Source organism: Prevotella multiformis DSM 16608 (assembly GCF_000191065.1).
Classification (GTDB): domain Bacteria; phylum Bacteroidota; class Bacteroidia; order Bacteroidales; family Bacteroidaceae; genus Prevotella; species Prevotella multiformis.
Window position 1 is genome coordinate 1,294,876 of sequence record NZ_GL872282.1, and the last position, 26,520, is coordinate 1,321,395.

General features: G+C 50.4%; 17 protein-coding genes and 2 pseudogenes. 3 read left to right on the forward strand and 16 right to left on the reverse strand.

Features of this window, described 5'->3' with window-relative positions:
* Positions 1-127 precede the first annotated feature (127 nt).
* The 14 genes and pseudogenes from HMPREF9141_RS05135 to HMPREF9141_RS05190 form a co-directional block, all read right to left on the reverse strand.
* Positions 128-673 (reverse strand): hypothetical protein, encoded by a 546-nt coding sequence (locus HMPREF9141_RS05135; RefSeq protein WP_007367475.1) that lies wholly within the window; start codon positions 671-673, stop codon positions 128-130.
* 643 nt (positions 674-1,316) lie between these two features.
* Positions 1,317-2,279: pseudogene (locus HMPREF9141_RS05140) on the reverse strand (cysteine peptidase family C39 domain-containing protein); the annotation flags it as partial.
* 21 nt (positions 2,280-2,300) lie between these two features.
* Positions 2,301-4,610: a TonB-dependent receptor gene (locus tag HMPREF9141_RS05145; protein ID WP_007367477.1), complete on the reverse strand. Its 2,310-nt coding sequence runs from the start codon at positions 4,608-4,610 to the stop codon at positions 2,301-2,303.
* A gap of 18 nt (positions 4,611-4,628) precedes the next feature.
* Positions 4,629-4,895, reverse strand: a complete 267-nt coding sequence (locus HMPREF9141_RS12845; protein ID WP_231556696.1) for an SPASM domain-containing protein — start codon at positions 4,893-4,895, stop codon at positions 4,629-4,631.
* A gap of 35 nt (positions 4,896-4,930) precedes the next feature.
* Positions 4,931-5,086 (reverse strand): annotated as a pseudogene (locus HMPREF9141_RS12850) (3-oxoacyl-ACP synthase); the annotation flags it as partial.
* Between the two features lie 7 nt (positions 5,087-5,093).
* Positions 5,094-5,720, reverse strand: coding sequence for a TetR/AcrR family transcriptional regulator (locus HMPREF9141_RS05150; RefSeq protein ID WP_007367479.1), 627 nt, complete (start codon positions 5,718-5,720; stop codon positions 5,094-5,096).
* A gap of 854 nt (positions 5,721-6,574) precedes the next feature.
* Positions 6,575-8,212 carry a dipeptidase gene (locus HMPREF9141_RS05155; RefSeq protein ID WP_007367481.1) on the reverse strand — a complete coding sequence of 546 codons (1,638 nt, stop codon included), beginning with the start codon at positions 8,210-8,212 and terminating at the stop codon, positions 6,575-6,577.
* A gap of 17 nt (positions 8,213-8,229) precedes the next feature.
* The gene (locus tag HMPREF9141_RS05160) at positions 8,230-9,867 is read right to left on the reverse strand and encodes a M23 family metallopeptidase (protein WP_007367482.1); all 1,638 of its coding nucleotides are present in this window, start codon (positions 9,865-9,867) and stop codon (positions 8,230-8,232) included.
* Between the two features lie 67 nt (positions 9,868-9,934).
* Positions 9,935-10,165 (reverse strand): hypothetical protein, encoded by a 231-nt coding sequence (locus HMPREF9141_RS05165; protein WP_007367483.1) that lies wholly within the window; start codon positions 10,163-10,165, stop codon positions 9,935-9,937.
* The gene (locus HMPREF9141_RS05170; protein WP_040554290.1) at positions 10,162-11,115 is read right to left on the reverse strand and encodes a DUF4296 domain-containing protein; all 954 of its coding nucleotides are present in this window, start codon (positions 11,113-11,115) and stop codon (positions 10,162-10,164) included. The genes HMPREF9141_RS05165 and HMPREF9141_RS05170 overlap by 4 nt, the downstream gene beginning before the upstream one ends.
* Positions 11,102-11,815 carry a lipoprotein signal peptidase gene (locus HMPREF9141_RS05175; RefSeq protein WP_007367485.1) on the reverse strand — a complete coding sequence of 238 codons (714 nt, stop codon included), beginning with the start codon at positions 11,813-11,815 and terminating at the stop codon, positions 11,102-11,104. Before HMPREF9141_RS05175 ends, HMPREF9141_RS05170 begins: the two co-directional genes overlap by 14 nt.
* Positions 11,815-12,198: a TraR/DksA family transcriptional regulator gene (locus HMPREF9141_RS05180; protein ID WP_007367486.1), complete on the reverse strand. Its 384-nt coding sequence runs from the start codon at positions 12,196-12,198 to the stop codon at positions 11,815-11,817. The genes HMPREF9141_RS05175 and HMPREF9141_RS05180 overlap by 1 nt, the downstream gene beginning before the upstream one ends.
* Positions 12,199-12,332: 134 nt before the next feature.
* Positions 12,333-15,998, reverse strand: coding sequence for an isoleucine--tRNA ligase (gene ileS / locus HMPREF9141_RS05185; RefSeq protein ID WP_007367487.1), 3,666 nt, complete (start codon positions 15,996-15,998; stop codon positions 12,333-12,335).
* A 1,557-nt stretch (positions 15,999-17,555) separates the two neighbouring features.
* A complete protein-coding gene (locus HMPREF9141_RS05190; RefSeq protein WP_007367489.1) occupies positions 17,556-17,984 on the reverse strand; it encodes a Fur family transcriptional regulator in 429 nt (142 codons plus the stop codon).
* Between the two features lie 576 nt (positions 17,985-18,560).
* Between HMPREF9141_RS05190 and HMPREF9141_RS05195 the strand changes: the two genes are divergently transcribed.
* Positions 18,561-19,088, forward strand: coding sequence for a flavin reductase family protein (locus HMPREF9141_RS05195; RefSeq protein ID WP_007367490.1), 528 nt, complete (start codon positions 18,561-18,563; stop codon positions 19,086-19,088).
* A 203-nt stretch (positions 19,089-19,291) separates the two neighbouring features.
* Here the strand turns inward: HMPREF9141_RS05195 and HMPREF9141_RS05200 are convergent, their stop codons facing one another.
* Positions 19,292-20,866 carry an NAD(P)/FAD-dependent oxidoreductase gene (locus tag HMPREF9141_RS05200; RefSeq protein WP_007367491.1) on the reverse strand — a complete coding sequence of 525 codons (1,575 nt, stop codon included), beginning with the start codon at positions 20,864-20,866 and terminating at the stop codon, positions 19,292-19,294.
* A 153-nt stretch (positions 20,867-21,019) separates the two neighbouring features.
* Here HMPREF9141_RS05200 and thrA point away from each other — a divergent pair, with 153 nt between their 5' ends.
* A complete protein-coding gene (gene thrA, locus HMPREF9141_RS05205; RefSeq protein WP_007367492.1) occupies positions 21,020-23,455 on the forward strand; it encodes a bifunctional aspartate kinase/homoserine dehydrogenase I in 2,436 nt (811 codons plus the stop codon).
* A gap of 437 nt (positions 23,456-23,892) precedes the next feature.
* Positions 23,893-25,560: a formate--tetrahydrofolate ligase gene (locus HMPREF9141_RS05210; protein WP_007367493.1), complete on the forward strand. Its 1,668-nt coding sequence runs from the start codon at positions 23,893-23,895 to the stop codon at positions 25,558-25,560.
* Positions 25,561-25,744: 184 nt separating this feature from the next.
* Here HMPREF9141_RS05210 and HMPREF9141_RS05215 read toward each other — a convergent pair whose 3' ends face one another.
* Positions 25,745-26,455, reverse strand: a complete 711-nt coding sequence (locus tag HMPREF9141_RS05215; RefSeq protein ID WP_040554293.1) for a DUF2461 domain-containing protein — start codon at positions 26,453-26,455, stop codon at positions 25,745-25,747.
* Between the last annotated feature and the right edge of the window lie 65 nt (positions 26,456-26,520).

A 26,520-nucleotide genomic window follows, 5' to 3' on the forward strand; every position in this document is an offset into this window, starting at 1 on the left:
TGCATGGGCTTATGCGGGGCTGAGGCCGTCGGCAGTGGGGCGATGTCTTTCCCCGGCTGCCGGATTCTGTCAGTATCGCCCTTTCCTCTGCTGAATGCCCTTGGGGCAGGGGCTTGCTGACGGGGTTTTACATTCTCGTCATGCGGTATCCCATGCGCTTCAGCTGTATGGCGGCGCCGAGAAGATAAAGCTGGTGAAGGGCGGCGACATAAGCGTGGAAGGCATCACTGCTGCCTGCGGCGACCGGCAGATGGCGGAGCAGACTGTCGGTCCGGGCGGCACATTCGCCGACGACGGCTGTCAGCTGCTTGTGTTCGTCAGCGGTGAGGAGCAGCACTTTCTCGCAGATATAATCGTCCATGTGGTCATAGTCGATGCGGTCGCGCAGATAGGTGTATAGGTTCTCTACCTTGTCGTACAGTTCCCAGTCTTCATCCCAGTATTTCGCTATCGCCATGCCGATGTACATCATCCAGCCGAGGGAGACGATGGGGTAAGCCGTAAATTCACGCATGCCGTCAGGCAGATAGGCTTCTGCAATCTTCTGCCATTTCTCTTCGATGTCTGCTGCTTCCGGCAGCATCTTGTCTGTAAGGTTCCTGTCCTGCAGGTAAGTGGAGAGGTCTTTCCTGAAATTCTCCTCGAATGGATATTGAGTCTGTCCGTTTTGCATTGTGCTATGTTTTGGCGGCAAAGTTACGATAAAAATCAGGATTGTCTCCCCTTTCCATGCGAAATTCCGGGTTCTTCCGTTAAATGGATAGATGGGAAACAGGATAAAGGCTTATTCACTTGCAGGGTATGACTATACAAAATCAGATGGTCTTACAAAGGGGGTAAACTACGGGATAAAAATTCAAAAAAAGTAAATAGATATGCTGCCTGTCCATCGGCGTGTCTTTCCGTCTTCCACAGACAACTTATTCCCCTATCATCGGTATTTGTAAACTGTTTTCATGCAACGCAAGGCAACACATGCCCTTTTAGCTTTTAAAAGGTGTCTGATTGACTTGCAACTGATGCTCTTTTAGCGTGTTACCAACGCCCTTTTGAAGTCCAATCAGGCACCTGTCAGAAATGACTTAATAACCAATTGATCGACTGCCGGTTACCAACCTGCTTTTTGCACGTGTTTTTTATATTTGCAGATGATTTGTTTGGAATTATGTAATGGTTTTTCAAAACCTTGTCTGTATGCCCAACATATTAAAATGAAAAGGTTTTTGTAACAAAGGATGATGACAGGATGGACAGTTGACATCCTTGGCTATGTTTTTGTTGAATGAATGACTTCGGTTCTTTCGTTAAGGCTATGTGAGGAAGACGGCAAAGATACCGAGATTATAGACTGCCAGCACAACACCGAAGACAAGGAAGGTAAAAAATGAGAAAAGCAAACTAAGACTGCTCGATGTGAGGAACTGCTCAACCCGCCGATGGTCTTCAATGCGTTGCAAAAGGTCGCCCATCAGCTTGGTATCGAAGAACTTCATCGGTAGTTTCATCAGCTTGATGAAGAAGTCTGATATGAGCGAGATGTTGATACGGGTGGAGATGTGCAGGAGTATCTTTGAGCGGATAAAGTCAATGGCGGTACGACTGAAAAGAAGCATCATCTCTGCCAGCAGCACCAACCACACAAAGCCGACATCCTTTCCCCCTATACCTGTATCTACAATAGCTTGGGTGAGGAACGGGAAGACAAGTTGCAGGAGTGAGCCGAGTAACAAACCGAGAATGAGTTGCGTAAAGAAACGCTTGTATTTCTTGAGATAGCTCCAGAGAAATTTCACTCGCCTTTGAGTCGGCACTGCTTTCGTATCGTTTTGAGCATAGAATTGTTCTGTTGGTTCGAGGAGAAGAGCAATACCTTTCTCCTCGCCATTGGTCTTGGTGCTTATCCAATGCTCGCAGAACTCCTCCTTGGTATAGGTTATAAGTCCTTTTCCAGGATCTGCCACATAAACTTCATATCGATTACCTCTGCGTTTCTTTATCTTATAAACAACCACAAAGTGGTTCTGGTTCCAATGAATGATGCAAGGTAAGGGAACTTCTGACGTAAGCGTGTCAAAACTCAAACGACCACCGATAGTTTTAAAGCCTATCTCCTCTGCTGCTTTGCTGATACCAAGAAGAGACACTCCATCTTTGCCTAAGGAACAGATTTTCCGCAATTGCTCCTTATCAGCTTGCTGTCCATAATGTTTGGCTATCATTGCCAAACAGGAAGGACCGCAATCCATAGCATCTCGCTGTCGTTTTATTGCAAAACTCATTATTAAAATCAAAAATTATTATTATTTCTCTCCTTTAATGACGGATGATTCACTGCTTGTGTTGCTGTTTATGCGTTTTGAAGCCTCCTTGTATTTTTTACCATACGATAGGTTCAGCGTAAGGTTTAAACGTATAAGATTTCTTGTTTCATCAAGATATTCATAGCGTTTGTAAGGAGCCACGCTTGAATAGTTTTCTTGTGCGGAAATATGCTTCAAAGAAAACAGATTCAGCACATCGGCAGAAAGGCTGAGTTTATTTGTCTGATAGCCAAACGACAACATGTGGCCGTCTTCATACCGATAAAGCGTTTCTCCCCAAAACCTGTCCTGCACATTCTTGCGAAACTGCCATCTCATAGTGAATTGTTTATAGTAAACAGAAACCTGACCTCCATAGTAGGGTATTGTTTTGCGGTGAGTGTATTGATTGCCATTGCTTTTACAAAATTTCAAGCCGGTATAAACTTTGAACGACAGCAGATTGCCAAAAGGCTGCCCTCCATATTCAAATTCCGCATTATAGTTCTGAAAATTCTTGTGGTTTTCCATGGTTCTGACTACCTTTTCATTATCCAGATATGTGCATTCCATGATTGGCGACTTTGAATATGTTTCATTCAAGTAGAGAGCCAATGCTGTTTTTGTGAATTTATAATTGAATACCAACGCATTATAGAAATCAATCTGCGGCTTGAGATTAGGATTACCTCGCTGTATCTGTATAAAATCTATATCCTGTGAATAGTCAGAAATAGCCGAAAGTGTAGGCATTATATTAGAGACCGACCCCTGATAACGAAGTTCGATTTTTGGAGAAACGGTATAACGGACGAATAGCATCGGACGAATCGTAAAGGTGCTTTGTTTTTGTTCTCCCACATGCATCCATCGCTGGTTCAGTCCAATGCCCACTCGGCAATAAAGTTCGCTCCATGCCTTTCCCCATTGTGCATAAGAATAAAGGTTGGTCTGGCGTTGGCCTGTGTGATGCTTCTGTGTCATATCGTTTCGGACTGAATTGTAGTCGCTTTTGGTAAACTGCTGGTTGAAGTTTGCTCCAATGGTCAAAGTTCCCCAATTCTGCCTGTTCTCGTATAATTGCGACAGCGCATAGCCTTTTTGAATCTCACGGACATTACTGCAGAATTGGTTGGATTCACTTTCGTTGTCTGCCTCCTGATACAGACGGTTGTATTTCCCTTTGTTGTATTGACCAGAGAGATTCATTACATATAGTTGATTTTCTCCTATGGGCAACTGTATATATAGTTGCGAATAAGGATTTGTGGCCGATGATTTCGCATTGTCGTATAAGTTGAGTGCTTTCCCTTTATAGTGCAAATCACTGTTCCACTCTTTATACGGTGCATTTTGGATGGCTGTCCCCAGTGAAAAGTTAATTATTTTCTTGTTCTCCTGATAGTTGTAATTGAAATGTACGTTGTGATTGTCGTATCTGTATCGTCCAGGATGCCCCAGTTCGGTTCTCGAAAAGTTCTCATTTTGCAGATTAAAGTCCTCTTCATATTCCCTGCTGAGGTGTTTCCAATTGCGGTATGCCATATTGTAGTCTAATGAAAACTGGCTGTTCCAGCGGTTGAATTTCAAGGAAATGTAGTCCTCTCCGAAACTCGTTAAAAGCCCCTGCCACAAAGAAAGGTAAACCCTTGCGCCAACTTGGTCGTTTTTGGTAATAAAATCCAAGACCACGTCTGCATTGCCATACCGTGCTTCCGGCGTGTCGTGGTATTCTACGCGCTGTATAATTTCCGGGGAAAGTGCAGCAATTTCAACGGCTGATACCTCCCTTCCGTTAAGCAATGTCTTAACGCTTCCGCCACCGTTCAGTGTCAGGCTTTTTGTTAGTGGGTCAACATTAATCCTCGACAGGTTCATCTTGTCAAGCATAACCATAGCGTCAGGACTGTTTCTTTGAAATTCATTGGGGAAAATTCTCTTGCTTCCATTTTGAAAACTTATGCTGCTTCCCACAACGGTAACTTCGTCCAACGTAGTAAGACTGTCTTTAAGGAACATTGTCCCAATGTTCAGATCCTTTGTTATGCGGTCTATCTTTATTGTGTCAGTAGTATATCCGACATGTGATGCAACCACATAATAAAAATTGTTTTTTGCGAGATTTGAGAATGAAAACATTCCTTTCTGTGTTTGTACGGCAGAGACAACCGTATGGCTTTTGGTGTACAGCTCTACATTGGATTCAAGGGTGTCACCATTCTCGATGAGGACTTTTCCAATAATAGAATACTGCGCATTTATGTTGCTAAATGTGCAAACCATGAACGCGAACAAAAATAGTCTTTGCATATAGATTATATTAAAATTTCAGATAGAAGGTGTTTTAATCCTCAGTTTATCCAAATGTAAACAAATACATTTTTCTATTACTCCGTTATCTTTGTAGAGTGAGCAAATGTCAAAATTCCCATTGTCAAACATATTCTTGATTCGATAAAAGGCGCATCCTCCCATGCAAATAGGTATAAATTCGCAATCCTTACATTTTTCATCTTCAAAACAATTGGCTGATAATACATATTTTCGTATTAAATCTTTGTTTTTGAAGTCTTGATCGTTAATATAACCAATTATTTTCTTGCTATCTCCAAGTTCATTCCAACATTTATATAACTCGTTTTGATGCCATTTTGTCTAAGGACAATGGAACGAACCCTTGACGGATTTCCACCAATTTTTCCGATATAGTCTTCCATATCCTCATTGGCGATGGGAGAATTAGGAAGATAGGCCGATACGCTATTGATATATGCTGCTTTTTCCATAGGAATATTATTTGGTTATTAAATAGTATATTGTGTATATTTGCTCTTTCAATTCGGAAATAGAAAGTTGGCTGCTCAATGCACTTCTGTATGACAATCCAAGATATATATTTCTAATGGAAGATATAATCTTTTCTGTTTCCACAGTTTGAGTAATCTCTCCTTTCTGTTTGGCAAGCTCTATCACCTCTTTCCACTCAAGGTTCTTTCTATTCTCATATTCTTGAAATTTCTCTTTCCAATCCGGGTAGTTGTCTTTCAGATACAAGATAAATGACATGAAATTGGCAGGAGTGACTGTGCCTTTTGTCATTATAAGAAATGATTTCATACGGCGACCGATGTTTTCTACACGATTATCAATGAAGTCCTTTAATGGTGTCGAGCTTGTAAGTTCAAGAAAGTCTGTAGCATCATTTGTCAAGAATTCAAATACAAACCTATCAACGGCATGATTGAATATATCCTCCTTATTCTTGAAGTGATGAAACATATTGCCACGAGAAATGCCGGTAGCTTCCACTAAATCCGAAAATGATACAGCTGCATAACCTTTTTTCAGAAACAGCCTGAACGATTCATTAAGGATAATGTCCCTTTTGCTTATGCCTTCTTTATCTATTTGTTTTTCCATTATTTCATTATACTAGAATTAGAACAGAACGTTCGTTCTGTGTTTATAAGTGCAATATTATGCAAATTATTTCAATCTGCCAAATTTTTCGGAGGATTTTTCTCCAAAAAGTTTCATTTTTCTTATTTTGCAATGCAAAAGAGTTGATTCTGGGTATTTTTTGCAGGCTTAATAATTAGGCTGAAAATCCCGTCAAATTCCTCCCATTAGACTTTGTATGTGATTATTTTTTAGGTGTGTTTCCTATTTATTTCCGTAAAAGCACACTGTTTTCATCAGAAAAGCATTATCTTTGCACAATCAATTTAAGTGTTCTTTGAGGCATTGCAGAATAAAGAAGGAGAAAGAAACTCGCTCGTTTCCAAGTCGTAACCCATTTATCCTTTATTCATTCTTACTCTATTGATTATCTGAAAGATACAAATTTATTGAATCTTTCACTCGCATAGTCCGTATTATGCCTTCAAGACTTTGGAGAAGCAGGCGGCTTTCATCGGAAAAGAATGTTCACCTTTGTTTTTGGCGACAGGCTTTTTCCAACCGGGCGGCGGAATGCAAATGTGTGAGCCTTCAACTCGAGTGGTGTCGACCCTCAACACGACAGGGGGCGATCCCCAGCACGGTTGGTGTCGGGCATCAATACATCGCCGGCAGGTGGGAAGCCTGCGTCCTTCCTGTCATTGCGTCATATATAGCAGGCAGCGGGTGACCAGCCTATACGGAGACTGTCTGCCGGACAACGGTGGCCAGGGGCGGTCTGCCGGATGGTGTTTCATCTTCCGGCACACAGAAAGGGAGGGTGGCCGTCCTGACTTGGCAGGCGGTCATCCTCCCTTTCCGTATTGCTTTCCGATTTACTTCTCCGGCATGACGAGTTTGTCACCCGTCTGCCTGATCAGTTCTCTTCTGAAAAATTCACTGTAGCCCGGACGCTGTACCCGTTCCCCGAGCCCGGTCGCTGTGCGGAGGAACTTGCCGTCTTTTTCAGGCTTGACAGCCATGTCGTTGAATTTCACAATCATGTAGATTGCCAGCTGCCGCCAGCGTGCAATCATCTCGTCGCTTTTCTGGATGGAATAGTCGTTGAGATATTTTACAGCTGCCGCCTTGTCATTGGCATAGAGTGCCTGTGCCTTGGCTTCCACATCTTTCTGTGCTGCGAAATAAGAGTTTTCGAGCGAGTCGCGTACCTCTTTCAAGGCCGGGAAAAGCTGTGAATAGCGGGGGTAGGTCATGTTGCTGACCCAGTTGCATACCCAAAAGGCATTCTTGTCAGAGAAGGTCACGGCATCGGCGCCGGGTGTATTGAAGCACTCGGGACGCTTCGTGTTGCTGCAATAGATCGGCACGTATGCCACCATGTTGCCGTCGTCGTTGCCGAACCACAGGATTCCTCCGATTTCACGTGGCAGCCAGGAACGGAGCTGTGCGACATAGGAGAAGGCGGTCTGCTGGGTAGAAGTAGGACGCTCGTTGAAGCATTTCTTCCCGTCTACCTCGAACTGGAGCGGAGTAGGGCGGTAGGGGGAGTTCCATATTCCCTGGGCAATGTCCTTGTCGAGTGCCAGCGGTGTTCCCTCATAGTGGTCGCGCATGCAGCTCTCCATCATGGCGACATCGAGCTTCTTGTCCGGTGCGATCCAGAGCGGCATATCCTCTGCCTGTTCGTCTCTGCCCAGTGCCCAGGGGATCCAGCGGGACATGTCCTTGAAGTGGTTGAAGAAACTCCATACGCGGGCATCGCACCAGCGGCGGCCGGTGAAATCGGGCTTTGCATAGGCCATCTTCCAGTTGAAGTCCTTGTCCTTGCCTGTGAACCAGCCCTTTGAGCGGGCAAAGCTGATGCAGTTCTTTGAAGTGATGACCTCGGTTTCATAGGTCGAGAACTGCCCGATACGGCTCTGGTTGGCGTGAGCGGAGATCATCCCGTCGGGGATGCGCACGGCCACCCATACCACCTTCTGTTTCTTGTCACCGCCGCACCCCTGCATCTCGAGCAGCCAGGCCTCGTTGGGGTCGGCGATGGTGAAGGTCTCGCCTTCAGAATTATAGCCGTAGGTCTCTGCCAGCGAAGTCATGATTCTGATGGCCTCGCGGGCGGTCTTGCTGCGCTGCAGACCGATATACATCAGTGAACCGTAGTCGATTGTCCCCGACTTGTCGACCATCTCTTCACGTCCGCCATAAGTCGTCTCGCCGATGCTGACCTGGTATTCATTGATATTTCCGATGACGTTGTAGGTGACTGAAGCCTCGGGGATGAAGCCGTGGCTTTCGTGCGTGTCATAGTCGATGATTTCCCGGCGTTCCCCCTTGGCATGTGTGCCGGCAGGATAATGGCACAGGTTGGTGAACAGGCCGTAGTCGTCGGCATTGTAAGTCACGAGGACAGATCCGTCCTTTGTCGCTCCCTTGGTTGCAATGAAATTGGTACACGCATGGGCATGCGCCATCATGGAAAGGAAGAACAGTGTTGCAAATGTTTTCTTCATAATCTGCAATTTAAGAATTAATACTTTATCTTTGTCATGTATTCATGTCGGTTGTCCCGGTTGTCGACGGCTATGACCTTCAGCGTCCGTTCTTTTCCAGTAGGACGGACGGGGGTGTCGGCCAGGTCGCAGAAGAAGACTTCCTTGTTCTTTCCGAATGCCAGGAGGATGAACTTCCCGTCGACATAAGCCTCGTATCCTTTCAGCCCGCTCCCCGTATCGGTTATCTTGAAGAAGAGGTGGTGCGGGTTGAGGTTCATCTGTGTAATTGCCGGCGAGGTTTCATCAGATGCGATGTAATAGATGCCCGACAGCTCGCGCAGTCGTCCTGTCACCCAGCCGTCGGCATATTCACCACCGCAGAACGATGCCGGTGCAGCAGCCCCCATGCTCGTCCGCATGGCAATATACAGTTTCTTGGGATTACGGACTACGCCTGCCGGCTTGATGCTTATCCGTGCGTAGTGGAATAGCGGGAATGACGCTTTAGAAAAACTATAACCCATTGACAGTGCCCCGGCGGCATGGAAGTATTGCGGCTGGATCCAACTGTCCTTTGCGAGCAGTCCTCTCGGGATGTTCAGTTGCACACCGTCAGCCTTGAAGTGGTTGTCCTTGGCATAATAGAGCGGACTTGCCCCTTCCGGACGGGCAGGCTTGGGGATGGCTTCCGGTTCACCGCGCACGACGAATTCCTTGACCGTCTGGTTGCCGAAGACATCGCTTATCACGTAACGCAGGTGATAGTCGCGCTGCTGGTTGAAGTTGATGATGCCCCTGTCTTTCCCTGCCCGCAGGACAGGAAGCGTGTTGCCGGGTTCGATGTACGATTTCATGAACCAGATCTTGGTGGACAGGAAATGGTCGTAATCGCCCCATGAGTTCACCATCCGGTGGCAGCTTGTCGGGATGTCGTTCACGTCGGAGGTAAAGACGAGCCTGCCGTCACAGTACAGGTGCGTATAGCGTACGCCGTAATTGTTGTACACGCCGTCCATGTGGTCGTTGGCCCTTACGCCGAAGCCCACCTTGCCCCATGCCTGGAAATGTCCTTTGTCGAAAGTGAAGATGCGTGAGGAAGGGGAATGCTGGAAGACACCCTCGCCCGGCTGCGGATATGTCTTGAAGGCATAGACGGCCGGTGCCGTCCTGTCTTTTACGATCCCTTTGAGGAAGTTGAGCGGATCGCAGAGGTTGTCGTTCTTCGTCCTGTGCATCTCCAGGTGGATGTGCGGCCCCTGCGACGAACCTGTGTTTCCGCTGAGAGCGATGAGCTGTCCCTTTGCGACAGGGAACTCCCCCCGGGGAAACTTTATGTCGCAGGCATATTGGCGGTGTGCATACTGCCACTTGCGGACGGCAGCTTCTATCTGTGGTGCAAAGCGGTTGAGATGGAAATAATAGCTTGTATAGCCGTTCGGGTGGGCGACCATCAGGGCATGACCTTCACCATATTTCTCGATGACGGCTCCGGAAATGTAGCCGTCGGCGATGGAGTAGACCCCGAGGTTGACTTCCCTGTCGGTCTTGACATCAATCCCTCCGTGAAAGTGATTGGGGCGGGGCTCGCCGAAGTTGCCTGCCAGCTGTACGGGGATGTGGACGGGCGATCCGAAAGGCAGTGCGGATAATAAAAGATTCACTAACAGGCTCATTCGCTATCAGATTTTTGTCTTATTCTATGTTACGGTTCAATCATGCTTGCCGAAACGGAGGGAAGGATTATTCCAGCAGTGTGTCTCCTTTGTAGGCCCTGGGCTTTCCCTCGTCGTCGAGACGTACGGTGATGGTGCCGGATAACCATTCTGTCATGGGTTGTTCTGCGGTGAAAGGGAAGGTCATCTTGACGATGCCGTCTTCTATCACTGCTATGCCCTGTTCGATCAGGCCTTCAGGGAGTTCGATTGCATGGGCTCCGATGCGTCTTATCGTTGTCTTTTTTTTCTTCGTCATGGGCGGTTTCTTTCTGGTATGCCGCGTTCTCTCATCGCATCTGCCGGTGTCCTTGCCGGTGGTGCAGCAGGCTGCTCGGGGATGGCCTGTGGGTTGACAGGCTCGCCGCCGATGGTGCGTATCGGGTCGGGATTCTGTAAAGAGTCGGCGTTCTGCACACCTTCTCCGCGCCGAATGTGCATTCGCACGAGGTGGATGTTGCTCAGGACAAGCATCTTGAAGGTTGTCGTGGGCTGCTGTCCCCTCAACATCAGGAAGTAGCCGCGTATATCCTTGATACGTAGGGAGTCGCCTGAATCGATGGTCATGGTCTGATGAGAGTCGGACGAGATGTGCTGGTATTGCGTGTTGATGCTGTCATTGGAGTAGGTGACAGCCAGCACGACGACAGCATCCCGCATGCCATCCTGTATCAGGAACTGCGAGTCGAAACTCAGCAGCAGGCGGTCGCCCTTGTGGTAGGCCGTGTCCGCCTTGATCTCGAAGGTCTCCCGGTCTACAGGAGCGTAGGGGGAGAGCACCAGTGAACGGCTGCCATGCCAGATGTCGGTCGTGTCTCCCTTTGAAGTGATGTCGCCGTATTGGGCCAGTTCACTCTCGGATGCGCCCTGTGCTCTTGCTTCGTTTTCAAGCCGTTTGGTTAGGTCTACATAGATGTCGTGCAGTTTCTCTGTATGGCGCATATAATACTGAAGCGACCTGTCGAACTTCTCTTCCGATACGCCATACTTCTTCATCACGGCCAGCTTGAAGGCCTTTTCCCTTACGGCAGTATAACCGTCACGGCTCACCATTGCCATCGACAGATGGTAGTCGTAGAGCATGTCTTCCATTTCCGAAGGCTGGATATACTCCGAAGGAATGGCCGGCTTGCAGCTTGCAAAGAAGACTGCAGGTACAAGCCAGCAGAGCAGGGCACACAAACGCCCTCGATGTCTATTCCTTGTCATCTGACGTATGATTATCTGCATTGTTCTGATTGTCGGCAGCCGCCTTGTTGTCTGCGACCGGTCTGCTGCCGGCCGGAACCCAGCCGTTGAAGTCCTTGCGGAATGCGAGGAGAATGGTCATTACTCCAATGGAAATACAGGAATCGGCAAAGTTGAAGACAGGTGAGAAGAAGACAAAAGACTCGCCCCCCCACAGCGGAATCCAGTCTGGGAATGTGCCATGAAAGAGGGGGAAATAGAGCATATCGACCACTTTTCCCATCAGCACCGGGGCATACCCTTCGCCCCATGGGACGAGTGTCGCCGGCGTTGCACCCTCTATGTAATAAGGTGCTGAGGCGGTGAAGATCTGTCCATAGAAGATGGAGTCGAAGATGTTTCCTGCGGCACCGGCAGTGATCATGGCCAGTACGACGATGTATCCCGTCCTTGCTCCTTGTCTGATACGGTCGGTTATGTACCAGGCAAGGAAGACGATGGCAATGATACGGAACAGGCTGAGGAAGAGTTTGCTTCCCAGCTCCATGCCCCACGCCATACCCACGTTCTCGACGAACTCTATCTGGAACCAGTCGAAGATATGGATGGACTCCCCTAAATTCATGTTCAGCTTGACAGCCACCTTGATGACCTGGTCGATGGCGATCAACAGGACAATCAGTATGGCGGCTGTCAGAGCTTGTTTCTTCTGTTTGCTCATCAGTGGTTTTTGTTTGCTATCTTGGATGCAACGCTCAATGTTGCATGAGGCACTATGCGCAGGCGTTCCTTGGGAATCAGCTCTCCCGTGATTCGGTCGATGCCGTAGGTCTTGTTGTTGATTCTGACGAGTGCGGCCTGCAGTGCCTGGATGAACTTCTGCTGGCGCTGTGCCATCTGCACCAGCTCCTCCTTCGTCTGGCTTGAACTGCCTTCTTCCAGTGCCTTATACGTCGGCGACGTGTCGTCCACGTCATTTGTATTCTTGTTCATCAGGATTTTCATCGTTTCCTCATAGTCGGATTTGGCAACAGACAGTTTGTCATTTACAATCGAGCGGAACTCCTCGAGCTCCTCATCGGTATAACGCTTTTTTGTTTCCATAAAGTAAAATTGAATTAGGTTTATTGAATATGATCAGTAGAATACAGGAGCAGAGGCCGTCTCATAAGAAGACATCTTGCCTGCTGAGAAAGAGCTTCCGGGCGCATTTGCCAATGCCCCCGGAGCCCATGGCTTTAGTTCTTTCGTATGTCGATATGCAGTCTGAAGTCATCGAATTCGACCTCCGTACCGTTGTTTTCGCCAAGAGTGACATCATCGGCAAGCACCTGGGTCCTGATCAGTTCGCCGAATGACTCGACTGCTGCCGCCGCCGCCTTGTTCGGTTCAATGACAACGGCAATGCGGTCGGTTATCTCAAGTCCGGATTCCTTGCGCAGGTTCTGGATACGGTTGATCAGCTCTCGTGCCATACCCTCGCGACGGAGTTCGTCTGTCAGTTCAACCTCAAGGGCCACCGTCAGGTTACCCTCATTGCTGACCAGCCAGCCCGGGATGTCCTCCGAGATGATTTCCACATCGGCTGCCTCCACCTTGACCGGCTGACCTTCTACCTCGAAGCAGAACTCGCCGGATGTCTCCAGTGTGGCGATCTCCTCCTGTGTCAGTTCGTTCATGCGGGCAGCGACCTGCTTCATCAGCTTGCCATATTTCTTGCCCATGACACGGAAGTTACACTTCACCTTCTTTACAAGAACGCCCTGACCTTCAACGAATACGAGTTCCTTCACGTTCACCTCGTGTCTGATAAGGTCGGCCACAGCCTCTATGTACTTCTTCTGTGTTGTGTCAACAGCCGGTATCATGATCTGTGCCAGTGGCTGACGCACCTTGATGTTCACCTTGCGGCGAAGGGCGAGAACCATTGATGTGATACGCTGTGCCATGTCCATACGTGCTTCAAGGTCAGCATCGATGACAGCCTCGTCGGCCATTGGCCAACGGTCGAGATGGATACTCTCGAGTTCTCCGCCGAGGTCCTTGTAGAGCTGGTCGGCATAGAACGGAGCGAAAGGTGCCAGCAGCCGTGCAACGGTCATCAGACTGGTGTACAGCGTGTCGTAAGCACTCTTCTTGTCAGCACTCATTTCCTTGCCCCAGAAACGTTTGCGGTTCAGGCGGACGTACCAGTTGCTGAGGTCGTTGTTGACGAAAGCGTCAATCAACCGGCCGGCACGTGTCGGGTCAAAGTTCTCCAGCTCATGGGTAACACCTTTTATGAGTGAATTGAGTTTGGAGATGATCCAACGGTCGATCTCCGGAGCACCGGCCTTCACCGCTTCGCAGGTTGCGGCATCATATCCGTCAACGTTCGCATAGAGTGCAAAGAAGCTGTATGTGTTGTATAATGTGCCGAAGAACTTGCGGCGGCACTCGTCAACTCCCTCCGGGTCGAACTTCAGGTTGTCCCATGGTTCGCTGTTGGTCATCATGTAGAAGCGGACAGGGTCGGCACCGTATTTATGCAGCATCTCGAACGGATCGGTCACGTTCCCCACGTGCTTGCTCATCTTGTTGCCCTTGGCATCGAGCACAAGGCCGGACGAAATGACATTCTTGAAGGCGACAGAATCGAACACCATCGTCGCAATGGCATGGAGCGTGAAGAACCAGCCGCGGGTCTGGTCGACACCCTCATTGATAAAATCGGCCGGGAAGAAAGCCGGTGGAACGGCTGTTCCTTCGTAGGTGGAGTGTACCAGTTCCCTGCGGTATTCGGCTTCGGTCTTGCCTGTGGCCTTCAATCCTTCTGCATTGATCTCGCCCTCGAACGGATAATGCAACTGGGCATAAGGCATGGAACCGCTGTCGAACCAGACATCGATAAGGTCTGTCTCCCGGTACATGGGTCTGCCCTCCTCGTTTACAAGAACAATCTCATCCACGTAAGGACGGTGCAGATCAATCCTGTCGTAATTCTCCTGACTGAAGTCCCCCACTACGAATCCGGCTTCTTTCAGCGGATTCCTGTCCATCACACCGGCGGCGACAGCCTTCTCAATCTCATTATAAAGCTCCTCTACCGAACCGATGCACTTCTCGCCTCGGTTCTCGTCACGCCAGATCGGCAGCGGAGTGCCCCAGAAGCGTGAACGGCTCAGATTCCAGTCGTTCAGGTTCTCCAGCCAGTTGCCGAAACGGCCGGTGCCTGTCGACTCCGGCTGCCACCGGATGGTTCCGTTCAGTTCAACCATGCGCGCTTTCCTTGCCGTGTCCTTGATGAACCAGCTGTCGAGCGGATAGTAGAGGATGGGTTTGTCGGTACGCCAGCAGTGGGGATAGTTGTGTACGTGTTTCTGGATGTTGAAAGCCGTTCCCTCCTGCTTCATCTCCATACAGATGACGATGTTCAGGTCTTCCGCCTTTTCTGAGGCCTTCTTGTCCCAGATGCCATTCGGATTGAAGCGCGGATCGTAGGCATTCTTCACATAGTCACCGGCATGATGGCCGTAAGCCTTTTCGTTGACACAAGCTTTGACGAAGTTTCTGTCCAGTTCGTCAATCGTGTAGTATTTCCCCTGCAGATCCACCATCGGGCGTGTTTCGCCTTTCTTTGATATAAGGTAGAGTGCAGGAATGTCGGCATCCCTGGCCACCTTGGCATCGTCTGCACCGAAGGTAGGGGCGATGTGTACGATGCCCGTACCGTCTTCTGTCGTCACGTAGTCGCCGAGGATGATGCGGAAAGCCTCGCTTTCCATCTCGACGAACCTGTCGCGGCCGTCCTCGCCCGTGAACACCTTCTCCGGATGGGCGGCAGCATAGTCGTTCACGAACTTAGGAGCAAGTTCACCGGTCTTCTCCACCGGCTTTACCCATGGCATGAGCTGCCGATAGTGCAGGCCCTCGAGTTCCGTACCCGTCAGTCTGGCTACGACACGATAGGGGACATACTTGTCGCCGCGCTCGTAGGACGGCAGCTCGCCGCCGTCCGTTATCTCGCCTTCCGGTTTCAGATAGGCAGCGACACGGCTTGAAGCCATGACCAGCGTCAGTTTTTCAGCATCGTAGGGATTGTAGGTCTCGATGATATCGTATTCTATCTTTGGTCCTACGCAGAGCGCGACGTTTGAAGGCAAGGTCCAGGGAGTGGTGGTCCATGCCACGAAGCAGGGCTTTCCCCAGGCCTCCTTGGGAAGATCTGCCTTCTCTGCTAATACTTTCCAATCAGCAGCAGGGATGGCGAACTGCGCCGTAACGGTTGTGTCCTTCACGTCACGATAGCACCCCGGCTGGTTCAGTTCATGGCTCGAAAGGCCAGTGCCGGCAGCAGGGGAGTAGGGCTGTATGGTGTAACCTTTATAGAGCAGCCCCTTGTTGTAAAGCTGCTTGAGCAGCCACCACAGCGTCTCGATATACTTGTTGTCGTAGGTGATGTAGGGATGCTCCATGTCAACGAAGTAGCCCATTTCCTCTGTCAACTGCTTCCACTCGGCTGTGAACTTCATCACGTTCTCACGGCACTTGTGGTTGTAGTCTTCCGTCGAGATATATTTTGGGGATGCGTGGTTGTCAATGTCTTTCTTGGTGATACCCAGCTCTTTCTCTACACCTAATTCAACAGGAAGGCCGTGCGTATCCCAACCCGCCTTGCGACGAACCTGGAAGCCCTGCATGGTCTTGTAGCGGTTGAAAGCGTCCTTGATGGAACGTGCCAGCACATGGTGAATACCCGGGTGACCGTTGGCCGAGGGAGGACCCTCGAAGAAGATGAACTGGGGATTACCCTCTCTTTCATCGATACTTTTGTGGAAGATGTCTTTCTCCTCCCACGCTTTCAGGATTTCCTGGTTGGTACTTACAAGGTCCAGTCCCTTGTGCTCGGCGAATTTCCTTGCCATATTATCTATGCTTATTGTACTTATTTTCTAAATACCTGCAAAGATACGAATAACAACTGAAAATACCAAACTTTTAAGTCTTTCGTTTCGTCTGGCGGAGGTGGCTCTGTCTGAGATGGCCGTGGGGAAATCAAAAGCTGAAGTCCTCATGAAGGAATCTTAGGCAGATTCCCGGAATATTTGGGGTTATTGGCCGACTTCCAAGTGTTTTCCGGCAGGTTCCAAAAACACCTTTATTTTTTCGGGTCTTCCCGAAATATGAAGTGATAAAGCAAGCCTACTACATCATAGTGCACACGGAGAAATGGAGAGAACCGAGGTAAACAGCCTGTCACGGAGGGGGGATGGGCACAAAAGGCGACAGAGATGCAGCGTATAAGTTACTGATGTTTTGGAATCAACGCTATTCATAGACCTTTCAGAAAAGTTCTAATACAATTTGCAAAGATCCTATGTTGCTCCACGCACCGACAGTGCCTCCGCGACTGCCGTTGCATTGTTTTTAAAAATCCTCCGCTTTCCGCCTCTCTGTGTGACATTCCGGTAAGGTTCTAAACTTGGGAGGCAAACCTAATCATTCCAAATTCCTGAATACCTTTTTTATCTTTTAGGCAGGCAGTCTCTGCTTTCTTCTTGAAAGCGCATAGCAGGCTATGCAGCTGGTAGAGAAGGCGAAAGATGCTGCATGAATGATGCGATGAAGAACCGGCTTGATCCCCGTCAATAGCGGCCAGGCATGGATTTTTAGATCATGCTTATAGGGCATGTCAGACAGATTTGGCGGGAAGAGGCCTGAAAAAGGACAGGCAGCCGGTGTGGTTCGGGAACAGGTAGGCAATGTGCGTTTGGGAAAAATATGGTGGAAACCGTAAATCGAAGAGGCAGATTCCGCATACATTTCCCTTAATTTTCTGTTGTAAAAAATTACCACCTGAATCCGGGATTCTTCAGTAGGATATGGATATGTTTTGGTTTTGAGCGGAAGCGGTGTCTTTATAAGTGCCAGACTGTTCGCATGGGATTTGCAAACCGCTTGTAATCAGCGGAGTGTACGCCTGATTTTAAAAGATGCCTGATTGTGTTGCAAACGGGCGTTGGTTGGCCTGCAACTAAGCATCCCTTGAAGCCCAAGGAGTGCTTGGTTGGATGTCAACTGACGGCATATTGAAAACCAGATGATTCTTTGGAGTTGATTTAGTGGCCGCCGCGGGAGGGGAAAGCAGTCGTATGGAGGGTTTGAAATGTAAAGATGTTTTCCCTTTCGGAGCAAGTCCCCGATCGTTTCCCGTTTATCGGGAAGGGCTGTTTCCACGATACAAAAATGCTCTCTCCGTCTTGGTCTTCGTTGTCTGCATAGGGAGAGGGCGGAGGCTGTCGGCATACGGTGTCAGCGGAAACCGGTGTTTCCTGGAGTTGTCCCCGGACAGTTTCTGTAACAACAGCCTGACAGGATAGGGGGCATTGTCGGTCGGGCGGATGGTTATTTCCGGGCGGCAGGTAGCTCCTGTTACAGGCTTGCTCTGCAACGCATCCTTTCCCGGACGGAGAGGAAAGGGATCAGTTCACCCCTTCCTTCTTCATCGCTTCCAGACACTTGGGGCAGATTCCCTTATAATAGAGCTGGGTATCGTCAATCTGGAATCCCTTGCCGATTTCGCCCGTATAGCGCGGCATCTCCATGGCCTCAAAGTCGTAGACCTTCTCGCAGCGTTTGCAGAAGAAGTGTGCATGTGGCTCTGTAACACCGTCGTAGCATACACGGTGGTCGTCGATGGTTATCATCAGTGCGGCCCCATGTTCCGACAGCATCCTCAGCGTGTTGTAAACCGTCGTACGGCTCACCGTCGGCAGTTGCTTCTTCAGTGCCACGAACACCTCTTCGACAGTCGGATGCGTATGGTGGGCAAGCAGATACTTCATGATGGCAACGCGCTGGATGGAAGGGCGGATGCCCAATGCGATAAGTTTATTATAAGCTGAATCCACGATGATGACTTTCTTTGTTGGTTTTAATTTGAAGGATATTCTTGTTCGATTACAATAAGGTGTCGGCTCCCGTAGGGAAACCGCGCACGATACTCTTTGCAAAGGTACGAACTTTGTATGAATTTGCAAACAATCTATTGTAAATAATACAATGCTTTAACGAATTTGACTTTAATTTACACTTCGTCTTTGTTTTTCCATCTTTTCATGGCTGTTAGCTGACAGTCTCATAATAAGGTGTGTCCTGAAAATCCCATCAAAGGTGTTTCTTGGAACCTCCGTAAAGCTGAAAATATCTGCTGGAGTCTGTCGTTCTGGAATATAAAATTCTTATTTTTGCAGTTGGATAGGAACTGGATGTCCTACATGGCAGCGGCTGCTGAAGCGTTCCCGAGGTTTCTCCTTCCGTTTGGCAGGTTCTCGTCTTTTAGAAAAAAGGCAGGGGGCTGTATTACCGGAGAGAGGCGGAGGAAGCCGTGTAGAGGCAGGACGGTGTAAAGAGGTCACCGCCCCTGTCGGTAAGGAGTGGCAAGGGAGGTGATTCAGAAGACACTACAACTATAAAACGAACATATAATGAAAGAAATCAGTTACAAAGAATTGAACTTCAATCCGTTCAACCTTCTGGGGAAAGAATGGATGCTGCTGTCTGCCGGCAATGAGCAGGATGGCTGTAATACAATGACAATCAGCTGGGGACATCTGGGCTGTCTCTGGGGACATAACGACCCGACTGCTGTCGTCTACCTCCGTCCAAGCCGCTATACAAAGACGTTTGTGGACCGGGAAGATTACTTTACGCTCTGTGTCATGGACGGAACCTTCAGGCAGCAGATGGCCTATCTCGGCTCCGTGTCGGGACGTGATGAAGACAAGATCGCAAAGGCCGGACTGACGAAGGTCTTTGCCGATCACAGTGTCTACTTCAAGGAAGCCAAGCTGGTCTTTGTCTGCAAGAAAGAGTATGCAGCTGAACTGCAGGAAGGCGGATTCATCGACAAGGAAATTCTCCGGCAGGCTTATCCGGCCCATGACCTCCACACGATGTATGTCGGCCGAATCGTAAAGGTGCTGGTCCGCGATGACGAGTATCTGTCCCGGTAGACCGGTGCACGGTCTTGTTTCCGGGTGTGTGTCGGATAATCAGATAGGGTGGCTCTCTGCCAGCCAAGCTGTGCCGGAGCTCCGGCAAGAAGCATGACAATGGCAGCTGTCGGCGGCCGGGGCTGTCGGGAGGTTTAGGACATGCCCCTGTGTCTGTATAAGGAGTTCTCTGCCATGTTCCGTGGGAAGCTGGGCGCAAAGCGTTACAGCTGCCGGAGGTAGGCCGCGGCCATCTCGGCGCACCGCTCGCCGTCGATGCCTGCACTGACGATGCCACCGGCATAGCCGGCACCCTCGGCGCATGGGAACAGTCCCTCCAGCCGTATGTGCATGAGGGTGTCCCGGTTGCGGAGAATACGGACCGGCGAACTCGTACGGGTTTCGGAGGCGATCATCACGGCTTCGTTCGTAAGGAAGCCATGCGCCTGTTTTCCGAAGGTTTTGAAAGCCTCCTGAAGCCGTTCTGTGATAAAGGAGGGCATCCAGAAATGGATCGGACTGGAAATCAGTCCGGGTGCATAGCTCGACTTTGGGAGGTCGTACGATAGCCGGTTGTTCACGAAGTCCGCCATGCGCTGTGCGGGAGCTGTCTGGCTGCGGTTGCCCTGTTGCCATGTGTCATGCTCCAGCTGCTCCTGGTAGTGCATGATGCGGAGTAGGTAGTCTCCCTCCACGTCTTCCGGTTCGAGCTGGACGACCATTCCCGAGTTGGACCATTGCGTGCCGCGGTTGGCAGGGCTCATCCCGTTGGTTACGGTCTGTTCCGGACCGGTAGCCGAGGGGATGACGAATCCGCCGGGACACATGCAGAACGAGTAGACGCCACGCCCCTGCACCTGTGTCACGAACGAGTATTCAGCCGTCGGGAGATATTTTCCTTTTCCGTTCTTGTTGTGATACTGTATCTGGTCGATCAGCCGGGCCGGATGTTCCAGACGTACTCCCACGGCAATTCCCTTTGCTTCCATCTCAATGCCGGCGCCGGCAAGATAGCGGTAGACATCCCGTGCGGAGTGTCCGGTAGCAAGAATGACCGGACCGTGGAACGTACGCTTTGTGCCGGTTGCCTCCCGGTTGTCGACGGCTTCCACGCCCACGACTTTGCTGCCTTCGAGCAGCAGGGAGGTCATCTTGGTCTGGAAATGTACCTCGCCTCCGCAGGCAAGAATCGTGTTGCGCATGTTCTCGATCACACGAGGGAGCCTGTCTGTCCCGATGTGGGGATGGGCATCGGCGAGGATGGAGACCGGTGCTCCGTGCTGGCAGAAGACATTGAGGATCTTGTCGACAGGTCCGCGTTTCTTGCTGCGCGTATAGAGTTTTCCGTCCGAGTAGGCTCCGGCTCCGCCCTCTCCGAAGCAGTAATTCGACTCCGGGTCTACCGTCTGCGTCTTCTTTATCGAGGCAATGTCCGTTTTCCGGTCGCGCACGTTCTTTCCGCGTTCGAGGATTATCGGACGCAGGCCCAGCTCTATGAGCTTCAGCGAAGAGAACAGTCCGGCAGGTCCTTCGCCCACCACGATGACGGCAGGGCTGCTGCTCACATCCCGGTATTCGGTCTTCACGAAGGCATCATCCTGCGGGAACTCGTTGATGTAGACACGGACTTTCAGGTTTACAAAGATGTCACGGTGACGTGCGTCAATAGACCGTTTCAGGGTGCGTACCCGGTAGATCGTGCGCTCGTCAAGTCCCTTTTCCCGGGCAATATATGCCTTCAGATTGTCCTCGTCATAGGCTGCCTGTGGTAAAACACGCAGCTGGTATTCCTCTGTCATAATCGTGCTGTTTCTTCTTATAGCCACAAAATTAGTCAAATATATTGAGAAAAACGTTGGCAATTGGGATATTTCTTGTTATTTTTGCGCCCAAGTCCGGCCTTTCCATCATTGTAAAAGGGAGGCGGATGATAATCCCAAAAGCTATCAGCAATGAAAGTATTGAAGTTTGGAGGAACATCCGTAGGTTCTGTTTCGAGTATTCTCAGCCTGAAGAAGATCGTGGAGCGGGAGGCGAAGCACCAGCCTGTCATCGTGGTTGTCAGTGCCTTGGGCGGCATCACCGACCAGCTCATAGCCACATCCCAGCTCGCTTTGAAGGGCGATGAAGGCTGGCGGACGGCATTCGATGCAATGGTTGACCGCCATCACAGGATGATTGATGCCGTCATTACCGATCCGCAGGACCGTGAGAAGCTGTCCGGCAAGGTGGATGCCCTCTTCGAGCAATTACAGTCTATTTATTACGGTGTCTTCCTCATCCACGACCTCAGTCACAAGACACAGGACACGATTGTAAGCTACGGCGAACGCCTCAGCTCGAACATTGTGGCCACGCTCATCGGGGGTTCCAGGTGGTTTGATGCACGTACATTCATCAAGACCGAGGAGAAGCTGGGCAAACGGAGTCTCGACACGGAACTTACCAACAGGCTTGTCTCGGCGGCCTTCTCCGACCTTCCCCGCATCTCCCTCGTCCCGGGTTTCATCGCACAGGACCGAGACTCGGGCGACATCACCAATCTGGGACGTGGCGGAAGCGATTACACCGCTTCGATCCTCGCCGCCGCACTCAATGCCGAAGTGCTGGAAATATGGACGGATGTCGACGGATTCATGACCGCTGATCCCAGGGTCATCAAAGGAGCCTATACCATCAATGAGCTTTCGTATAAAGAAGCCATGGAGCTCTGCAACTTCGGAGCGAAGGTCGTCTATCCGCCGACGATATACCCTGTGTGTGTGAAGAACATTCCTATCCGGGTGAAGAACACCTTTCACCCGGAAAGAAAAGGAACTGTCATCAAGTCGCACATAGAGAACAATGGGAAACCCATCAAGGGCATATCGTCCATCAAAGACACGACGCTCATCACTGTGACCGGTCTGTCCATGGTGGGTGTCGTGGGGGTCAACCGGCGCATTTTCAGTTCGCTTGCCGACAACGGCATCAGCGTCTTCCTCGTTTCGCAGGCTGCATCAGAGAACAACACCTCTATCGGCGTGAAGGATGAAGATGCCGTGCAAGCCGTGAATGTACTGAACGAGGAGTTCCGGCTTGAGATAGAGGACGGACGGATGTTCCCCATGCATGCTGAGAGCGGTCTTGCCACCGTGGCCATCGTGGGAGAGAACATGAAGCGCACGCCGGGCATCAGCGGAAAGCTCTTCGGCACGCTCGGACGGTCGGGAATCAGCATCATTGCACTGGCACAGGGTGCGACGGAAATGAACATCTCCTTCGTTGTGCGGGGGACGGATCTGCGCAAATCCCTGAACGTACTGCACGATTCGTTCTTCCTGTCCGAATACAAGGAGCTGAACCTTTTTATATGCGGTGTCGGTACGGTGGGCGGAAAACTCATCGAGCAGATCAAGAACCAGTATGAAGAACTGAAGCGGCATTCCCATCTGAAACTGAATGTCGTGGGAATCGCTTCATCGCACAATGCCATCTTCAATCGTGACGGGCTGGACCTTGACAACTGTCTGGAAGATCTCCGGGCAAGCGAACCGTCCAGTCCAGAACATCTGCGTGATGTGATTCTCGGGATGAACATTTTCAACTCGGTGTTCGTCGACTGCACAGCTTCCAAGGAGGTTGCAGCTCTTTATCAGTCGCTCCTTGAAAACAACATATCGGTCATTGCGGCCAACAAGATAGCGGCTTCCAGTGCTTACGAGAACTATTGCCGGCTGAAGCAGACAGCCCTCCAGCGTGGGGTGAAGTTCCGTTTTGAAACGAACGTAGGTGCCGGTCTGCCGATTATCGGGACGATCAACGACCTGCGCAATTCAGGGGACAGGATATTGAAGATAGAGGCTGTCCTGTCCGGCACGCTCAACTTCATCTTCGACGAAATCAGTGCGGACATTCCTTTCTCGGAGACGGTGAAACGCGCAAAGGAGCAGGGATACAGCGAACCGGATCCACGTATCGACCTCAGCGGAACGGATGTGATCCGCAAACTGGTCATCCTTACACGCGAGGCTGGCTATAAGGTGGAACAGAAAGATGTGGAGAGACGCCTCTTTGTCCCTGATGAATATTTCAAGGGATCGGTGGACGACTTCTGGAAGCATCTGCCCGAACTTGACGCAGACTTTGAACGGCGTCGCCGGAAACTCTCCGAAGAAGGCAGACGCTGGCGGTTTGTGGCGACGATGGAACACGGCAGGACAAGTGTGGCGCTGAAGGCGGTCGATGCACTCCATCCTTTCTACAACCTCGAAGGATCCAACAACATTGTCCTCCTCACCACAGAACGTTATAAGGAATACCCCATGCAGATACAGGGCTACGGTGCCGGCGCTTCCGTGACTGCTGCGGGCGTGTTCGCCAATGTCATGAGCATTGCCAATATATAGTCTCCTGTTGCCCCGGTATGCATTTCCTTTATGGTAAGTTCTGAAAGTTTCCCTTGATGGCTTTTTGTCTTTCAGGCGGGCAGACTCCGCTTTTTTTCTTGAAAGAGCATGGCGGGCTATGCGAATGAAAGAACGAACTGAAGCGACCACATAAAGACGGAAAGGCACGGAAAGTTGACAGAAGTCCTGTCTGCGACAGACCGACATGGAGTTTTCAGAACAGGCCTTGTCAGCCTGTATCATCCGGCCATCCGCCTCTTGCCTGTATGTATGTCGTGCAGGGGAGGGACTTCTCTTCTCGCTCCTGCTGTACGCATCGAAGCCTATGCCGTTTAGGTTTTACCGGACAGTATAATGATAAAAAATCTCCATTCGAAGGTGATATTCAATTTTTTTTTCTATCTTTGCCCACATAACTTAACGTAAAAAATATAACTATGAAATCAGACATTGAAATCGCTCGTTCATGTAATATGAAACGGATCGAGGAAGTTGCAGCGACGGCAGGAATCCCTGCGGAAGTATTGGAACATTATGGCAAGTACATGGCAAAGATTCCTCTCTCGTTGATCGATGAGGATCGCGTAGCCTGCAACCGCCTTATTCTTGTCAGCTCCATTTCTCCCACACGTGCGGGAATCGGAAAGACAACGGTCAGCATTGGTCTGTCCATGGCACTCAACCGCATCGGGAAACGCTCTATGCTTGCCCTGCGCGAACCGAGCCTCGGCCCCTGTTTCGGTATGAAAGGTGGAGCCGCCGGCGGCGGTTATGCCCAGGTAGTACCGATGGAGAAGATCAACCTCCACTTCACGGGCGATTTCCATGCCATTACGAGTGCGCATAACATGATTGCCGCCTTGCTCGACAACTATATCTATCAGCACCGCAGTGAAGGGTTCGCGCTGAAGCAGATCTTGTGGAAACGCGTGCTGGATGTCAACGACCGCAGTCTTCGCAATATCGTGACGGGACTGGGGAATACGACCGACGGACTGCCGGCGCAGTCAGGCTTCGACATTACGCCGGCCAGTGAAATCATGGCGGCCCTGTGCCTTGCGGACAGTGAGGATGACCTCCGCCGGCGGATTGAGAACATGGTCTTGGGCATAACTTTCGAGGACAAGCCTTTCACGGTATGCGACCTCGGGGTGGCCGGAGCGATAACCGTCCTGCTGATGGATGCCCTCAAGCCGAATCTCGTACAGACGCTTGAGGGGACTCCGGCGCTGGTTCATGGAGGGCCGTTTGCCAATATCGCCCATGGATGCAACAGTCTGGTCGCTACGAAGATTGCAATGTCTCTGAGCGATTATGCGGTGACGGAGGCCGGCTTCGGTGCGGATCTCGGTGCAGAGAAATTCCTGGACATCAAGTGTCGTAAGGCTGGAATCCATCCTCGTATTACGGTGCTTGTCACTACTTTACGCGGCTTGAAGATGCATGGAGGGCTCGTCGGCGGCGAATCGCACGAGCAGGAGCGGCAGGCTCTTATCGAAGGTTTCGCCAATCTCGACCGTCATGTCAAGAACATGCAGCGTTTCGGGCAGCCTGTTGTGGTGACATTGAACAGATACGGTGATGACAGCGAGGAAGAGATCGCATTGCTTTCCGAGCATTGCAGGATGCTGGGCGTAGGCTTTGCCGAGAACAATGTGTTTGCGCAAGGCGGAGAAGGTGCAGAAGAACTGGCCCGGCTTGTCGTAGAGACGATTGACAGGCAGGGGGGGAAGGAGATCCGCATGGCATACGCGGATGATGACACCATCGAAGAGAAGGTGAACAGGATCGCCAAGAACATATATGGTGCCCGTTCTGTTATCCTCAAGAAATCGGCAGAAAAGAAACTTGCCCGTATTCGTGCCTGGGGGATGGAACGCTTCCCTGTCTGCATTGCCAAGACACAGTTCTCGTTCAGTGAAGACCCCAAGCAGGTGGGTGCTGCCAAGGACTTTGACATTACCATCCGGGATTTCGTAATCAACGGCGGTGCGGAAATGATTGTGGCTATTGCCGGAGACATCATGCGTATGCCGGGGCTTCCGAAGATTCCGCAGGCGGAGAAGATCGATATTGTGCATGGACAGATAGAAGGACTGGCTTAGCATGATCCGCTGACTGTCCGTTTGTATCGGAGACGGTTCTGCCTGTTTCAGAACCGTCTCTTTTTTTGCCTCAGGTAGACTTTCTACAGATTGAGTAAAACTGAAATCTGAAACCTGAATCTTCAGCATTTGCAGTATTTTTACACCTGCTTATGGCTTGATGGGAATCTTATCGGATTTCCACCTACTCGTAGTCATCCACCACATTGTTGATAAAGTCCATCATGGGTTTGCCGGTCTTGCAGATGTTCTCCAGTTTTCCAAGCCAGTTACCGCCTTCAAAGAAATCGTCGGGGACGGACACCCAGCAGCAGTAGTCCTTCATCCGGAGATACTGGAGGAACTCGTAGTCCTTGGGAAAACCTTTCGGAACGGTCTTCAGGGATGCAAGGCCGAAGCCTTTCTTGCTCACCTTGTCGTCCGTCCATCGTCCTTCGTTCGGTCGGCCGAACAGCTTTGCAAAGTCCGGATTCTCCACATCTTTCCGCCATTCGTCGATGTTTGCCATGATCTCATTGCGACAGGATGTAAGGATGTTTGTAGGCAGCCAGTAGCAGCCAACGGCCACCAGGCAGTTGCCCGGTTGTAGATGGATGTAATAGCCGCCGCGCAGAGCCTTGCGTCCGTGCGCACAGATATAGGCGCCGAAGTGGCGTTTATAGGGGCTCTTGTCGGGCGAGAAGCGTACGTCACGATAGAAGCGGTAAGTGCAGTCCTTCGCCGTCAGATGTGAAACCTCTTCGTCAAAGGTTGCCAGGCAAGATATGACTTGGTCGACACCTTTCTCGAAGTCGGCCTTCACCGCATCATATTCAGCCTTATGTTCCTGAAACCACTGCCGGTTATTGTTCGCAGCAATGCCTTCCAGGAAGTGCATGATCTTCTTTGTATTCATTTCTTCTTGTTTTGCGGATTTATGTTTTGCTGTCAGGGAAGTCAGAAGAGTTAAAGGAGCCGGAC